General features: G+C 40.0%; 9 protein-coding genes and 1 tRNA gene. 5 read left to right on the forward strand and 5 right to left on the reverse strand.

Annotated elements, in window-relative coordinates:
• Positions 1–25 precede the first annotated feature (25 nt).
• The 3 genes from LX64_RS16910 (at position 26) to LX64_RS16920 (ending at position 2012) form a co-directional block, all read left to right on the forward strand.
• Positions 26–844, forward strand: coding sequence for a DUF5694 domain-containing protein (locus LX64_RS16910; protein ID WP_111598864.1), 819 nt, complete (start codon positions 26–28; stop codon positions 842–844).
• Between the two features lie 128 nt (positions 845–972).
• Positions 973–1545, forward strand: coding sequence for a Crp/Fnr family transcriptional regulator (locus tag LX64_RS16915; RefSeq protein ID WP_111598865.1), 573 nt, complete (start codon positions 973–975; stop codon positions 1543–1545).
• Positions 1546–1631: 86 nt separating this feature from the next.
• The gene (locus LX64_RS16920; RefSeq protein ID WP_111598866.1) at positions 1632–2012 is read left to right on the forward strand and encodes a nuclear transport factor 2 family protein; all 381 of its coding nucleotides are present in this window, start codon (positions 1632–1634) and stop codon (positions 2010–2012) included.
• Between the two features lie 107 nt (positions 2013–2119).
• Here the strand turns inward: LX64_RS16920 and LX64_RS16925 are convergent.
• From LX64_RS16925 to LX64_RS16935, 3 genes are all read right to left on the reverse strand, one after another.
• Positions 2120–2191 (reverse strand) — tRNA-Met (locus LX64_RS16925).
• Between the two features lie 209 nt (positions 2192–2400).
• A complete protein-coding gene (locus tag LX64_RS16930; RefSeq protein ID WP_111598867.1) occupies positions 2401–6036 on the reverse strand; it encodes a M43 family zinc metalloprotease in 3636 nt (1211 codons plus the stop codon).
• 212 nt (positions 6037–6248) lie between these two features.
• Positions 6249–6977 carry an IclR family transcriptional regulator gene (locus LX64_RS16935; protein WP_111598868.1) on the reverse strand — a complete coding sequence of 243 codons (729 nt, stop codon included), beginning with the start codon at positions 6975–6977 and terminating at the stop codon, positions 6249–6251.
• Between the two features lie 104 nt (positions 6978–7081).
• Between LX64_RS16935 and LX64_RS16940 the strand changes: the two genes are divergently transcribed.
• Both LX64_RS16940 and LX64_RS16945 read left to right on the forward strand, forming a co-directional pair.
• The gene (locus tag LX64_RS16940) at positions 7082–8257 is read left to right on the forward strand and encodes an MFS transporter (RefSeq protein WP_111598869.1); all 1176 of its coding nucleotides are present in this window, start codon (positions 7082–7084) and stop codon (positions 8255–8257) included.
• A 773-nt stretch (positions 8258–9030) separates the two neighbouring features.
• Positions 9031–14340, forward strand: coding sequence for an AAA domain-containing protein (locus LX64_RS16945; RefSeq protein ID WP_245952714.1), 5310 nt, complete (start codon positions 9031–9033; stop codon positions 14338–14340).
• 4 nt (positions 14341–14344) lie between these two features.
• Here LX64_RS16945 and LX64_RS16950 read toward each other — a convergent pair whose 3' ends face one another.
• Positions 14345–15670, reverse strand: a complete 1326-nt coding sequence (locus LX64_RS16950) for a BatD family protein (RefSeq protein WP_158538655.1) — start codon at positions 15668–15670, stop codon at positions 14345–14347.
• A 26-nt stretch (positions 15671–15696) separates the two neighbouring features.
• Positions 15697–17421, reverse strand: coding sequence for a VWA domain-containing protein (locus LX64_RS16955; protein WP_158538656.1), 1725 nt, complete (start codon positions 17419–17421; stop codon positions 15697–15699).
• Between the last annotated feature and the right edge of the window lie 5 nt (positions 17422–17426).

Genomic DNA, 17426 nt, shown 5'->3' on the forward strand with positions numbered 1-17426 from the left:
TTTTAAGAAACGACAATAATAAAAAATGACTTTCGTTAAAACAGTATCTACCTTTCTAGTTGCGCTTTTAATAGTAAACTCCGCTTGGGCACAAGCACCGAAACATAAGACTAAAATCTTATTAATTGGAACAATCCATTTCGAAACACCTCATACAGATGAATTTGAATTAAAGACAGACAATTTCCTATCTCCCAAAAGACAGTTGGAACTGGAAGCATTGACTGACATTTTAAAACGAACGAATGCTGATAAAGTAATGATCGAAAAGCCCTTAAAACAACAAGGGACAATCGATAGTTTGTATAATGCGTATGCACAAAACAAGTATAAACTAACCCTTTCCGAAAGAGAACAAATTGGATTTAGACTAGCGAAAAAATTAAACTTACAGCATATCAATTGTATTGATGCTTTTTATGGAATGACGCGTGACAGCTTGCTGGGCGTTACTGCAAAAGAAAAAAACCAGTTGTATCTATTCAATGATTTAAAAACTCATGGCAATGAGTTGCTAAAAGAAATTGACAGTGTTCTAAAACGAAATTCAATAACAGAAGTATTAAAGTTTATCAACACAAAAGAACTCTTACAAAAAAACTTAGCCATATACTTACAATATATAGTTAAAATTGGAGCGGGAGATAATTACATTGGTGCTGAAGCAGTTTCTGAATGGTATTTAAGAAACCTTGCTATTTACAGTAACATAATAACGCAAATAAATGCCAATGATAAATACGTAGTGCTCATATTTGGACAAGGGCATATTCCTATTTTAAAACACCTACTACAAAATAATAACGATTTTGAACTCGTTGAAGTAAATAGTGTGTTAAAATAAGACGCTCGTTCACCTATAATAGAAAGTAATAAAAGAAATGCCTCATCAAAAACTGGTGGGGCATTTTCTATAATAGGAATGTGGGGAATGTTGAACCAATTGCGCCAAGATTTATTTACTTTTAAAGTATGGACCCAAAACAACTTCTAAAAGAACACATGGCGAAAACCGTTAAGCTTTCTGATCATGAGTTCGACGAGTTCTTCGATTGCTTCACCACCAAATCTTACAAAAAGGGAGCGTATATTATTACCGCGGGCGAAAGAATAGATTGTGAGTATTTTGTACTGAGTGGCTGTATTAAAACTTTCTATGTAAACGATAATCAAAAAATGTTTGTATTACAGTTTGCCATGCCTACATGCTGGGCATCAGACTACAGTGCCTTGTATAGCGGCACAAGGGCGACTATTAATATAGGTTGTATTACAGACACAACCTTGTTGTGCCTGTCGCACAAAAACCGGGAGAACGCCTGTAAAAAGTTCCATGAGGTAGAACATTTTTTCCGCGCCCGTATGACCAATGAATATGTCGCTTCTCAAAAAAGATTACTCAGCACCATGAATAACGACGTAAAATATCGCTATGAAGAACTGGTAACTTTATTTCCAGAGTTGTATAATATGGTACCCAAACGACTGATAGCCGCATATTTAGGTGTTTCCCGGGAAACACTATACCGCCTGAATAACTCCTAAGTAACGTCCCTCAAAAGATGTGATCTGCATCACACAATTTACCTTCTCGTCCTTCCTACCTTCATGGCATACTAAACAAATAAAGTATGACAACTCAATTAACGTATGATGCCAGCATTACGCAGGCATTGGAGGAACTTTATTTCCATGCAAGTTATGTAGGTGATATAAGTAAGTTAAAAGAAATTTTTCACCCCGGTACAAGGCTATTCGGTGATGTTAAAGGGCAACCTTATAGCAAAACATTGGATGAATGGCTAGAAGTAGTAGCAAACCGGGAGAGCCCAAAAGATTCAGGCAAACCGTTTAAGGGAGAAATTTTAAGTATTAAAATGGTAAACTCTGTTGCGGTAGCAGAAGTACAGGTAAAAGCGTTCGATATGCTGTATCATGATTTTTTGTCGTTACACAGGATAGATGGCAAGTGGGTGATTGTTAGTAAAATCATGAGTGGCGTGCAACAGTAAACAAATATCGTCGCGGCCTGTGTTGAAGAACTGAAATAAAGATTTCTGTGATGAGTAATTTGTAACCAAAAAAGGCTTTCAGTATTACTGAAAGCCTTTTTGTTTTGTAGCGAGAAGCGGATTCGAACCACTGACCTTCGGGTTATGAGCCCGACGAGCTACCTCTGCTCTATCTCGCAATGTGATGCAATATTAGGTTAATTATCCTTCACAAAAAAACATACAACCCATTTATTTTCAAATTCATGTAAAAATCGTTTGAAAATAAATTGCAAATATAATTTTTATAGTAGCCACCACTATAGCTTTCAACAAACAGTGTAAGCATAAAAAAAAGTTTCACTTTTTTTTCAGTGAAACTTTTCCTATGAACGTACTGTAATACTGTTTATCGTACTAGCAAAACCGACCCTTTGAAGAGTTGTGTTTCGTTGTTATTGAATTGTAATTCGACCAAATAAATGAATGACCCGGCATCGGCAGGCATTCCATTTACTAATCCCTGCCAGCCATATTGCTTATCATTTGCCGGCACATCATGCACTTCGAACACCTTCTTACCCCACCTATCATACACTACAAAATTCTTCACTTTAGCAATATCCCGGCTACCAATTACATACAACACATCATTCACTCCATCATTATTCGGGGAGAATGCTGTGGGCATCAATAAACGATCATCCACAAACGTTTGAACATTAAGCGTTGCTATGCTGGTACAGAAATACTCGTTGGTAGCACGAACTTTGTAAACCTGGGACGCTCCTTTTCCTAGCACTACCGGCGTTTCACAATCCGAACAACTTAACCCTTCTGCCGGCAACCAAAAAAAGCTTCTCGCTGGGCCACCTTCAATTACAGGTTGTAATGTAGTAGTACCAAGTGGACGTTTTAGCGCTATAGTAGGTGGATCGAAACTTACCACGAATGGCACCGTACCCGTATGGGCTGTATTATTCGTATAATCCATTTCGTTGAAAGCCCGGCCCGCTTCGATATCCTTACTGCCCCCCGGATCATTTACAACGGCTGTCAACTGCTGCGTAATAGGTGTATTCAAAATGAAGGAGAACGTTCCACAATTCCCCCATGTAATTGCAGGTGTATAGTATGTAGCAATCAGCTTACCCGTGGAAGAATTACCATCGTAAAACGACACTGGCAATTTCTCGTACAAGTAATCGTAGTAATTGCCAATACACAACTCAAAATTCACGATCGTACTCGTGTTACTGTAACATTTCGCGGATAAAATATTCACCGTTAAGTCAGGCGGGAATTGCGTAGCTACAGCGTTCGCTTCAATTTTACAACCGTACCTATTTACAGTATTTACTTTCACTAACGATGTATCGTAGATGGTAACCTGCGCAGTTGGACAATTGGTACAACTAATATCTGAGTAACCAGAAACAATCTGCCAAGTTTGCACAACCGGGGTAAAATACTGCGTGGTAAAGGAAACAGGTAATGTCGTTTTTCGCCATACGGTGTTTTCTAAACCGGTGATTTGTATTTGCGGATCGTTGTACAATGCTTGGTGCAGGTTATTTGCGTAGTTTGTTTCCAAGGTATCTTTTGCTGGATTTACATGAGCGTACACTTTATGCGTAGCACTTCCATCTACATTTACCCCAAATTGCTGGCAATCACTTGCTGTACCTGCACTGGGAACTGTAAAGCTACCTAGGTAATTCGCTGTTTTAACTGCGGGGTCATCATCGTAAAAATCTACTTTTAGCAATCCCGGGATATTCCCTTTCGTATAAGCATTGCAGAGCGTAAAATCTATGTGTATACCATTATTAGCAGCACATTCGGTTCCATCAATCTTCACACTATAATCGTCTACCGTTGGAATTGTAAAATTTACATAGGCTCTATCTGTACATCCATATTTACTCATGGCTATTACCTCTTTACTTGTGGCCGTTTCACGGCGGTAAGCGGCGGTAAATAAAGGTTCTATGCAGTTGGTACAATCTAAGAAATCGGCATTTGTCCATGTAGCGGATGTAATATCGCCACCTTGTACCGACTTTGGCTGTAATCGTACAGTATCACCCGGTACTAAATTGTGTAAAGCCGGGGTGATAGCAATTTTGAATTGAAAATTCTTTTTCGACCTGAAATTATTGGTATAGCTTCTTTCTTCAACAGTAGTATTAGGTAATACAACAGGTATTGTTAAACCTACATCATTAAACACTGCAAATACTTGGTCCACCTTCGAACCTGTTGTTAAAATAATGTTTTCCAAGTAAGAAGAACACTTGCCTTTGATCTCATAAGGAATGATATATTCACCGATCTTTTTAGCACCTGGTAAACGAGGATCACTATCATAAAAACTTACAGGTACGTTTGCCGGGATTGTTTTATAGCCATCATTATGGAAGAAAAAGCTGATGCGCAATTTATCTTCTTGATAGCAATGAATGTCTTGCAAATAAACGGTTCCATCCGCTGTTGGGTCGTCTACTGTGAATGTAAATTCATCTGAAACATCCGTACAAGTGCCGTTTGTTGCTTCTAATCGAATTTTATATACCCCTGGTTCTTTGAATGTCCAAGTTAAATCTTTGCTGGTTGCTACTACTTGGTCGGCCATGCTTTTATCATTTGACATGTACCATGTAAAACTTGTAGCATTTTCAGAACGGTTAGTAAAAGTGATATCGTCTGTTTCTACGTTTTCTTTAGACGCAATTTTTCTTTTATCGGGGGTGAAACGTGCCACTACCCCGCAACTTACCTGCACAACATCGTAGGCACTAGCAAAGCATCCGCTGGCATCTTTTGCGCGCAATGTGATGTAATAATTCTTTTTCGCTGTTGGTGTGAAGGTTAAATCGGCTGTAGTAGCAGTTAATACATCGTCTATGTACCATTCAAAGTCGGTGGTGCCTGTAGAAGTATTCGTGAACGTAACTGCATCGCCGATAAGCGGGAAAGTATTCGTTCTTGTAAAGCCGGCAGTAACAGCACCAGTACATGGTTCATTACATACCGTTGTACTAATCATTCCCGTCAATGAAGTAGCAATAAAATTGCGCATCCGCGCTGCTTGTCCTTCTGTGAAAGAAGATATACATCCTGTTCCCCCACCATAATCCATGAAGTTATCTGGCAAATCGGGTACATCTGTTGTAAAACCCGATAATGTATCAGTATCGCAAGAGTTCTCAGGGTTACTACAATCAAAACCACCTTTAATCGATTTATCTGGTGGCGTATCACATACCATGTCGCCATCTACGGCACAATCATTATTCTTACAATCCATTGCGGCGAACGTATGCATCAAACTCAAATAATGGCCCATTTCATGCGCCAGCACACCTACGCCTAAACCCGCCACTACAATATCTCCACCTGCACTAGCGTAACCGCCCATTTTTAACCGTTGCCATTTTCCACATTCGAAACTCTGCATGAATTCCGATTTAATATCTTCCACAACCCAGATATTAATATAACGCGACCCGTCCCACTTGCCTAGGTTCACAATATCATCGCCTTCCATGTCGGCGTCGAAATCGCCGAGATATGTTTTATTACGTAAGATGCCTGTTGTTTTTCCACCATTCGGGTCGGTTTTAGCTAGGCAAAACTGGATTTGCGTGTTTGTTCTCGCCCCGGCAAATGGACCTGACTGGCCATATGCATCGTTTAACATTTGTAATGCAGCTATTACATCGGCATCGGTAATGGAAGATGGATCTTGGTGAATAATATGAAATACAACCGGCAAGGTGTATGTAGAAGGAGCCATCAAGGCTGTTTTGTAAGATTGCTGGCGAATCCGGCGATTCATCTCCGCTTCGTAAATACGGAATGCTTGGTTATCGCGGAGCTTGTTCTGCAATACGTCGGTACCGCAAGAAAACACTTGTTGCCCGCCTACATTTACCATGGCGCCACGTGGCGAAGGTTGCGGCGTTTGTGCGCGTAAAAAAAGTGGAATACAAAGGAATAATAGCGTCAACCAAATGTTGGCAAAGCGATGTTGGAAATCCATCTAAAATCGGTCTTTCAATAAATAAATTAGGCGAAATTTTGGTTAAAATAAATCAATGCCTCCAGTATAGCATACGTGGAAACAATATATCCTGTTACTTTTGGTGTACTTACGCAGCTCTCTAAAACAGTTTGATAATTGTGCCAGCCTCGACTTAATTATCAACAAATTTACTAATATAACAAACTTGGCAAAATAATTTTTATAGATGGTTAGGATGGATGACTGCCCTTCAATTTCTCGCAAACAGGTGCTAACATGGCTTTTAATGACTGGTACGCTTTCTTCATAGCTTTATCCTGAAAACGGTATGCCGGTCCAGATACACCAATAACAGCTACTACCCTTTTTTGGTAAAAGAAAGGCACGGCAATACAATGTAAATCGGGTTCGAATTGCTCGATATCGAGTGCATAACCTTGCTTTCGGATCTCCGCTATTTCTTTGCGTAATGCATTAGCTTTAGCAGGACTAAGATTTTTAAGCGTTTGGGATTGAAGGTGATCTGAATAGGCTAAGAAAACTTTGCCGATGGCCGTGTTGGTCATTTCGTATTCCTTAGCAAGATCCAAAGAAATACGCACCGCGCGTTCTGGTTCACATTTCAGTTCATACCGAAAATAAGCACCCATTTGCACCGCCAAATGCGAGGTTTCCTTTGTTGTTTGTGTAATATTCTCTAAAACAGGTTTCAGTTCCTTTTTAAGGATGGGTAGTGAAATAGCGGGAGAATATAAGCATTGCAGCTTATTGGTGACTTTGTAACGAGGCGTCATCTCGTCTTGTTCTACATACCCTAAATCCTTCAAAGTATCCAAGATATTATGCACCGTGGTTCTTTGTAACCCCATGGCGTCGGCAATATCACTTAATCGCACCATGTTTCCATTTTGCGCGATGTATTCTACTATTTCAAAAGCACGTTGTACCGATTGTATCATACAAAAAATTCAATAATATTGAATTAATTCACATTTCTTCTCTTAAAATTAACAATAAATTCAAAATTAGGCGAATTTTGCATGCTCCAAAATTCAATTACGAGATGCAAAAAGGTTTATTAGCCCTCGCTGTAGGAGGGTTTGGTATAGGAATGACCGAGTTCGTGATGATGGGTATTTTGCCCGATCTAGCCAGCTCCTTGCATATCACTATCCCCCAAGCTGGTCATTTTATTTCAGCATATGCTTTAGGTGTTGTTGTAGGTGCTCCATTACTAACTGCTATTGGTGCGAAATACACACCCAACAAAGTATTAATCATGCTTATGTTGTGGTTCACGGTGTTCAACACTTTATCGGCTTTTTCTCCGAATTATTACACATTGCTAACCATGCGCTTCTTATCAGGCTTGCCACATGGTGCCTTCTTTGGTATTGGTGCGGTGGTAGCTGGAAAGTTAGCGGCTGAAGGGAAAGCGGCGCAAGCTATTTCTATCATGTTCACTGGTTTAACGGTGGCCAATATTATTGGTGTGCCATTAGGTACTTACATTGGGCATAGTTTTGATTGGCGAATCACCTTTGGAGCAGTAGGCATAATTGGGATATTGGCCATGTTAAGCATCTACAGTTGGATGCCGGCTATGGAAAAGGAAAAACAATCCCAAGACGGCAGCAGCTTCCAAGTGTTTAAACAAGTGGAATTATGGCTGATTGTGCTATTGACAACTATAGGCACAGGTGGCTTCTTTGCTTGGTATAGTTATATTGCTCCATTGTTAACCGACATTACACATATCGACCCAAGCATGGTCACATATGTGTTAGTAATTGCCGGTGTGGGTATGTCGTTCGGGAATATTGCCGGTGCAAAATTAGCCGATAAATATTCGCCCGTGGTAGCTGTTATTTTCTTGCTATTATTTATGACAGCCGTTTTATTAACATTAACATTCGTTGCAAGTAGTAAACCACTTACATTCATCATGACCTTCATTATAGGTGCCACAGCATTTTCTATTGTAGCTCCTATTCAAATGATGATGATTAAATCCGCGAAAGGTGCTGAAATGTTGGGATCCAGCATTACACAAGGTGCCTTTAACATTGGAAACGCATTAGGTGCTTATCTTGGCGGTATTCCATTAACATTGGGCTATAGCTTTACCAGCCCCGATGTTGTTGGGGCCGGCATGGCACTTGGCGGGGTTTTAATTGCTGTTACAATCTTAGTACTTAGAAACAAAAAAGTAAGTACGCCTGTATGTGCCGAGTGCTAACAATTTTATAGATAAATAAGTGAAGAGCTGATCTTAAAAGTGCAAAGACTTCGGGATCAGCTTTTTCAATTATGGTAGATTCACTAGTAGTATTTTCAACATTCCCCCAACTCTCCCAAACAGCTATTAATACATCCGTTTAAACCCAACTCAGCCAACCTATCCAATAAATCAAATTTACGCGCCATTTTAGGCAGCCTTCACCACCTTTTCCCCCTTAAGCAAACCGATATTCCAAGCATTAAAAAAACCGCCTAAACAAGCCTTATTTTAAGAATCGAAAGCAACCTCATTTAAATACAGTCAAACAACCACCTTAACACCCATATTTGCGACAAACATCATGAAAATCCTCAAAAAATGCCCCGCTGAAACGCAATAGGCATAGGGGTCATCTCGACAACATGTCGACAAATAGCATACTAAGTGCCGATAAACACTGGGGGGTTGTCGGAGAAATGTCGGTAGAGAGTCGGCAAAAGGCTTACTAAACCCTTACAAATACTGGGAGTGAGTCGGTAAACAGTCGGTGAAGAGTCGGTAATCTCCCGAAAAATGGGCGACTTCTCCTCAAAAGTATGTAACACTGCTACAAGAGTTAAAATACTATCAGAAAACTAGTCATGCACCGCCTGTTGGCAACATCTTTGCATGTATTAAGTTGGCAAGTAAGGTAACATAACTGTTAAGATGAGGCTTCCAAATAAGCCTATTTTTTCAACCTATCTACCTGTATTTACTGTACTTTTAACCTCCGAATTATATATAGAATCATGTCCCAAGTTTCATTCCCTACATATCTAGAAACCGCTTTTGAACAAGGCCCCTGGTCAACCGATGAAATAGTTGCCTTTTTATTACCCATTTTCGAAGAAGTTTTTCATCTCCATGAGCATGGATTGGTTGCACCTTTCGAGGTTAAAGAAAGTGTATTTGTATACGATGCAAACTTGGATATTGATGAACAAAGTGCACATGTGCCCGCTCTTAATTTAGCAGCTATAAGTGTTCTTTTACAGAAGAATAAATCCCGCGCATTTGACATAACAGGTACATGGATTGAAGATGAGGAGTTGCCGGAAATGGTGAATGCAGAGGTGCATACGGATGAGCATGAGAGCCCTACTAGGCCGGCTTACCTATTGGGGTATCAATGTTATGAACACCATTTCGGTCACCACGATGTACAAAGTGATATTTTCTGTTTGGGATTATACCTTGGTTCCTTAGTGATGGGATTAAACCTTTACCAGGTAAAAGATGTACAAAAGTTCGCCCAATACCGTAAGCGTTCAATTACGTTGAACAAGCGCGTACACCCAACCATCCATGCCCTGGTTGCTGAAATGACTCATCTAGACAGGCGAGCAAGGCCACGAGATCTCTCAGAAGTGCTTCACCGGTTAAGATATTACCGCGATTATGATCCATTAAAGCAAACAGATTTAGCATCTGAAGCAATTTTTGAAATCAAGCAACCTAATAACCGGAAAAGCTTTATTCTTTCAAAATTACGCAACCGTTTGTTCGATACGAGTCGCCGTAATCGCTTGTTGTATTATAAGCCGAATGCCCGGTTTGTAAACTTAACGATCAGTAGTGTTCCGAATGTATTGAATTACCAAAGCATTGAACCGGCATTATTGTTTACTTGGAGCGGGGCTTTACATGATCGTATTATTGGGATGAAGGATATTTCTTTGAACAAGCAATTACAATTCATCGATCATCCCTATCTGAATTCACAACTCAATACCGTTCGTATTTCCGTTGATAACGACGAGAAAGAATATGGGTTCAGCCAATTAAAACTAGTGGTGGCATTTTTCAATTGGTATAATCTAAAGGAGGATGATCAAGAACTTATACAAAGCCCCCTGCTACTGCTTCCAGTTAAATTAAAGCGCACAAAATCGCTGCAACACGAGCAATTTACATTAGCGTTAATCGACAATGAAGCAATCATTAACCCTGTACTTGCTAACTACTTAAAGGATTTATATGGTATTCAACTACCGGCTAGCATAGATTTTGAGAAAACAAGCATGGAGCAATTCTATGAAGCCTTGCGAGCAAAAATAGAAGGCGCACAAGAAGGTATTACATTACAATACATAAGCAAACCAAGAATTAAAATTATTCACAGCATTGCCAAAAGAACGATTCAACAATACGAGAAAAAGCTAAAATCAAATGGCAATGGATATGCTAACAGGGTTTTTGCACCGCTGAGTTTGGCTATCCACTATCAAAAAATCATTTTTGCGAAAGAAGATTTTGCTCAATGCACACTAAGTAATCCACATCGCAAATATGTACTCGAGGGGAAGCAAAGCACGCCAACTTTTGCTTTCGATCAAGGAGAGAACAACCCGTATGCTTGGGAGTTTGATGTGTGTAATATTGTACTCGGCAATTTCAACTATAAAAAAATGAGCTTGGTACGTGATTACCAGCAAGTAGAAGAAATGGATATTGAACACCCCGTGTTCAACGAATTGTTCAGCAATTTACCCAAAACAATTGTTAAGCCGCTTCCCGCCTACCAACCTTCCGACTGGTTCCAAGTAATTACTGCCGACCCTACACAAACAAGGGCCATATTACAGGCTAGAACAGGGAAAAGTTACATTATCCAAGGTCCTCCAGGTACAGGAAAAAGTCAAACCATTACGAATTTAATAGCCGACTTTCTTGCTCTTGGGAAAACGGTGTTATTTGTATGTGAGAAAAGAGCTGCCTTAGATGTTGTATATCACCGCTTACAACAGAACCATTTGGCAGAATTGTGCTGTTATATCCACGATAGCCAAGACGATAAAAAAGAGTTCGTAAGAGATTTAAAAGCTGTATACGACGATTTTCTTCACAAAAAAATGGACCTACAGCAAATTACGTTTGATAGAAAAATAGCGATGGAGCGCTTACAAGATAAATTAGATGTACTGGAGAATTATCACTTTCAACAAAACAATATTCATGAACATGCGGGCACGAGTACGCGTAAGTTGATAGAACAATTGCTCGTATTAAGAGAAGATTTACCGACCTTAACTACCCAACAGCAAGATAAAGTGCCTAGTTACAGCCATTGGCAGCGTTTTGGAAGTACCCTCACACAACTAAGTGAAGTACTTGCCGGTACAGGTGCAGAAAAAGCTTTGGCGCTTCACCCGTTCAGCAATTTATCTTCACACATTATCCAATCTGCTAACCCATTCCAATTATTCAATCAAATATATGACAGTGCTTGCCAAGCATTGGAACAGTTTCAACAATTGGTACAGGAGCAAAGTATCCCAGCTACCTATGCCACGAAAATTGCACAATTTGCGCAACTCATCACCGATGCTGTTATCCTTTCTCCACTTGCCAACACCGGTAATTTAGACTTAGTTGATCCATCGAACGAAGCAGCGAAAGTGTTCGATGCGCAATACCAAACGTTCCAATATCTTGCTGAACAGTATCAACAAACCATTCGGCAAAATAACAACTGGGCAAAGAAATTTAGCGAGCAGGAAACTCGACAAGCCGTAGATATTGCTGCTAAATACGAATCATCCTTCTTCAAGTTCTTATCCGGTAGTTGGCGAAGGTTGAAGCGTGAAATGAAAATTGCCTACAACTTCGACGCACATGTTTTGCCGCCTACTATAAGCATGGTATTACAAGAACTGCAAGCAGAATACGATGCGCAAGCAAAAATGCTTCAACAGCAACAACTATTAAAACAGGATTACCACGTTGATAACATACATACTGTAAAAATAGGCATTGAAGCATTGCGTAGGAAATTAGGTGATGCCGATGTTGATTATCTTTTACATCATCCACATGCAAATACATTAGTACTACAACTAAACCAGCTGGCCACCACTTTCCAAAAATTAGATCTTCAATTAAAACAAACCTTGTATAACTATGCAGAAAAATCATTCCTGCAATTGCAAGATGAATTAGTAACAATCGAAAGTAACCTTGAAACGCTACGAGAACTACTTCCAGCATTGAAGGATTTTACATTATTACCGGAAGAACTTCAATCTACAATAAGACAAATTCCGCTTACACCGGCGCAAGCCGCAGCCGCCATGGCCCTTCGTTCATATGATTTAATATTAACCCAAAGTCGCGGCTTTGCCAATACGCAACAAGAAAACCTTCATCAAACAGTAAACGATATAGCGCGCATTTACCAACAAGTATTACATTTAAATAGCGACTTCATTCGCGCCACTCGCCGATCTACCTTCCTTACACATTACGAAATCAGCGCGGCTAAAGATGCCATACTAGATGAAGATGAGAAAGCCTACAAAAAATCTTACCTCGAGGGAAGAAAAATATTAGAACATGAAATGAGTAAAACCATGCGATACAAAAGTATCCGTGAAATGGCTTCCGATGACAGTGGACGCGTATTGAAAGATATTAAACCCGTGTGGCTGATGAGTCCATTAAGTGTAAGTGATAGTTTGCCACTCGACATACAATCGTTTGATGTAGTGATTTTCGATGAAGCAAGCCAAATACCGTTAGAAGAAGGCATACCGGCTTTGTTCCGTGCGCCACAAACAATTATTGTTGGTGACGACAAACAAATGCCACCAAGCAATTTCTTCAATACTAAAACAGAAGACCCGAACGATTTAGAGAGCTTTGAAGGAGAAAAAGAAGATGAAATATTAAGTAGTGAATCGGATAGTTTACTTATTCAAGGAGCCAGGAAACTACCCAGTACTATGCTTCGCTGGCACTATAGAAGCAGGTATGAAACATTGATTAGCTATAGCAACCATGCATTCTATGCAGGTGAATTATTAACAATTCCCGACCGCACATCGCATTTGGTTACCACCGTCATTCCCCCTATTACGCAAACAATTGACGGGCTATTACATGCACCTAAACTATTGCAACAAAGCATTTCTTATCATTACTTACCGAATAGCCTATATGCTTCCCGGAAGAATGTGATGGAAGCAGAATACATAGCGTATGTACTAAAGCAATTATTAACGAATAGAATTGAAGAGTCAATTGGCATCGTGGCTTTTAGCCAAGAGCAACAACTCACCATTGAAACAGCGATTGAAAAACTAGCAGACAAGGACAAAACGTTTGAATCCTTATTGGAAGCTGCTTATAATAGAAAAGAAGAAGGACAATTCACAGGACTATTCGTTAAGAACCTAGAAAATGTACAGGGCGACGAGCGAGATATTATCATTATAAGTACATGCTATGGTCGTGATGCGAAGGGTAAAATGCTCATGAATTTCGGTCCTATTAACAGGAAAGGAGGTGAGAAGAGATTAAACGTGATATTCAGTCGTGCTAAAAAGCACATGGCTGTTGTTTCAAGCATGAAATATCAAGACATTACAAACGACTACAATGAAGGTGCTAACTACTTAAAGCGATTCCTACATTATGCAGAAACAGTGAGTAATGGGCAACTCCAAGAAGCCAAAATAATACTGAAAAGCCTTTTACCTACTACGCAATTAAGCAAGCAAAGTTTACCAGCCCAATACGCTATAGTTACCCAACAAATAAGTGATGCTCTAATAGCTGCAGGATACGAAGCTGACACTTACATTGGTCAAAGTAGTTTTAAATGTTCGATAGCTGTAAAAAGAAAAGGAGAAAAAGATTTTAGTTTAGGTATTCTAGTAGATGAAGACCAACACTACGACAACCCCGATGTGCTAGAACAGTATTACCAACGACCAGCAACATTGCGTGCATTCGGTTGGCCTTTACTACAAGTGTATGCAAAGGATTGGTTGCAAAATAGGGATAACATCTTACAAAGTATCTTGCAACTATTACAACATCCCGTTCAGCAAAATCGAACGGTAAACGGAGCAAACACCCAGTTAATTTACCTCGAAAACCGTGCACAACAAAAATTTTGGGAGATTTCTCCATTTGGAACTAAGCTTAAAACACGCTTCGGGAAAATTGGTTCTGCAGGACAATCAAACGTGCAAACATATTTAAATAACCAGGAAGCCTTACAGGAAATGGAGCAATTAATTGCTGTTAAGAAAGATGAAGGGTATAGCGAATTATGATCATCTATTCTTTCCAAGGTAATTGATCACTGGGAATATGATCATCTTTGAATGATTGGTTGATCTGTGGCACATCTTTCCTGTGGTATGTGAAAACTTGGGTTTTAATTTTTTGTACAGTTTCTTCGGCGGGTTGTTGCCCTTGGTAAACTTGTTGGTTATATGTATCGAAAGTGTCTTTCATTTCTTCCTTGCCTTGCGATTCGAAGGTGGAGGAAATAGAAGCCTGCTTACCGGTAATAAAAACCCGGTCCCACCATTGGTAAAGTCGTTTCATAAATTCGTTTGCCGAAGAAGGTGATTTCATCACGCGTTTTAGCCAATAATGTTCGCTTTGCAGGTAATATTTCCGTGTACTTATAATTCTCCGGGTTAATTCAATAGCAAACTTGCTCACGATCCAGAGTAAGGCGATTAGTAATAAACATGCGCATAAGGCTGTGTACCAAGGCATGCCCATTATCATTCGTGGGCCTTTTTCCTTGGTGGTTTGCAAAGGTCTGATTGTATTATTCAAACTATCTTGCAAAGTGGTTAGCATGCCTAAATTTGGATTATCGGCGATATGGATTTTAGTATCGGGCGTTTTCCTTGAAAACATCTTGGAAGAATACGGGTTCCACCATTGCAATGCAATACCGGGTATTGTAAAATCTCCTGCGTCGGTTAGCAAGTAAGTTACTTTTTCTATTCTTTCACCATTGGCATCATATTCTGTGCGCGTATCTTTTGTTACGGAGCTTTGTGGGTACACGCTGGCCCAAGGCAATTTCTCGGCTGTAAATTCCGGTATAAATTGGGGTAATGTTCCCATAGCATCAATGGTAACAGTTCTTTCAATCACATCACCTACCTTAAGGTTTGATAACGGCTTATTCCATTTCTCATGTAACACCACGTCTTTCGCTACCATCCACGATGTATTCGTTGGAAATTCTTTCGGGATAGGTTTAACAACAAAATGCAAAACCGGTGTTTTAATGGTAACCTTCACACTTTCCGAGCTACCCTCGGGTGGCGTAGTAGCTACAATGTTGATAGATGGCACACTGAAGCTGCCGGCTTTATAGGGGAAAACAAGGTAGTAGAATTGAATGCCGGGGTAAGACTTCCCGTTTACATCGTATCTACCAGTTTGAGCATCGGTAAAAGGAATAATAAATGCATTGGGAACTTGGATGTTATCAAACTCCAAAGGTTCTGTGTACCAAGTGGCTGTTAATACCGTGTAAGTTACTTTAAAAGGCTGTTGCACATACACAGCGCTACGGTCTAATGTAGCCCGGGCAAAGCAGTTCACCTGTGCATGTAACACCTGTACATGGCACATCAAACAAAAGCATATGATATACAATCTTACCATGCTTCTTTTCCTTGTTGTACATGTTTATAATACCTGTTCTTCTGCAATACAAATCGTTTATGAAGAAACTCACCTGGGTCGGCAGGTGGTTTGCGCATAATTATATCTTTGACGGCCTGATCAGGATCTTCTTTTTGCGGCTTTTTACCATCGGGTTGTTCGGCTTCTTGTGCACGGTGAATATTAGATTTCACGGTTTCCGTTGCACGATCGCCATTCTTTGGCATCTTATCTACTTTGGTTTCACTTGCCAGTTTTTCGTCTTCCGATGCCGGTTTATGTTCTTTTAACGGGTCTTTTTTGTCTTTCTTCTCATGTAAATCCTTAGCAGGTTGTTTTAGACTAGCTAAGGAATCTACTTCTTCTTTGGCATGTTGTGCCTTGGTAAAGTTTTGTTTCACTTTTACTTTTAGTGTTGAATCTAGTGACTCTGCATGTGAGAAGGCATCCATGGCTTCATCGTAACGGCCCAACTTAGCCAATGCAAGACCATGGTTGTACGTGCCCGTGGCACTGGTATCTAATGCAAATAATGCTTCGGCAGATACAAAGTCGCCCGCTTTGAAATAAGCAATGGCTTTTCGTTGATCATCGGTATAATGTGCTGCGGCTTCGTTGTAGTGATGTTGATGGGAAAGTACTTGTCCTTGGTAGTCTTTCGAATACCACCAATCTGCTTCTTTACTATTCACACTACAACTGCTCGTTAACACCGGTAATAATAGTAGCCATTGGATTTGCCATCCTCTTCTAAACCAAAATAGTGCAATAACTATTGTTGGTATAATGAGTAAAAATCCCATATCGTCCCATTCTTTGTCGTCTTGCTTTTTATCCTTTTCAAACACAAGATGGTCGCTGATTCTTTTAGCTATACCGCCCACATCTGTTGTATCGAGCGTCATGGGGGTTATGGTGATTTTGGGGTGATTCGATATGTCTTTCAATATTGCTGGATCTTGTTGCGAGTGAACGCCTTTAAATCCCGGAACAGCTGCACCGCCCGGTGAGGATACCAGCAATACTTCCATGCTATGAATGTTCGCATTTACATAGTTCGTAAAGTATGCAGCGTCTTCTGCAGTAATTTCGTCGGTCATTACAAGTACTGTACTGGGTGCCAATACGGGTTGCATGAGCGTATCAATCTCTTGAAACAATAGTTTTGTATTGCTGCCTTGTACAGGCATTTCCCTGTTTTCTAAGCTATTGGCATGTAAGCGAATAATTTTATAATCGCTGGTGAAAGGTAAAACGAGGTGTGGCGTTCCTGCGTATGCTAATAAGCCTGCACGCGCTTTGGGGTTTGCTGCAAGAAAGTCGCTTATTTTTAGTTTTGCTCTATCTAACCTTGTTGGCTGAATATCTGTAGCTAACATCGATTTCGACACATCCAATGCTACCAATACAACAGCTTGGATTTTCTGACCCGGTATTGTTTTTTTCTTCCAAGTAGGACCTGCAACACCCATAATGGCACAAACACAGCCCACAACAAAAAACAACAAAGGTAATATCATGGACCAACGACTTCCTTTCACAAACATAAACGGTCGTAAATGTGCCGCTATTACCTTTTTCCATTTACCGTTTTCTCTATTCCCAATTATCAATAACAACACAATAAACCCTAGGACATATAACAAATACAGCACCTTCGGGCGAATAAAATGAAATTCCGTCCAGTTAATATGCCAATCAATATTTGAAATATCCATCCACA

The sequence above is a fragment of the Chitinophaga skermanii genome (assembly GCF_003259335.1).
Lineage (GTDB): Bacteria > Bacteroidota > Bacteroidia > Chitinophagales > Chitinophagaceae > Chitinophaga > Chitinophaga skermanii.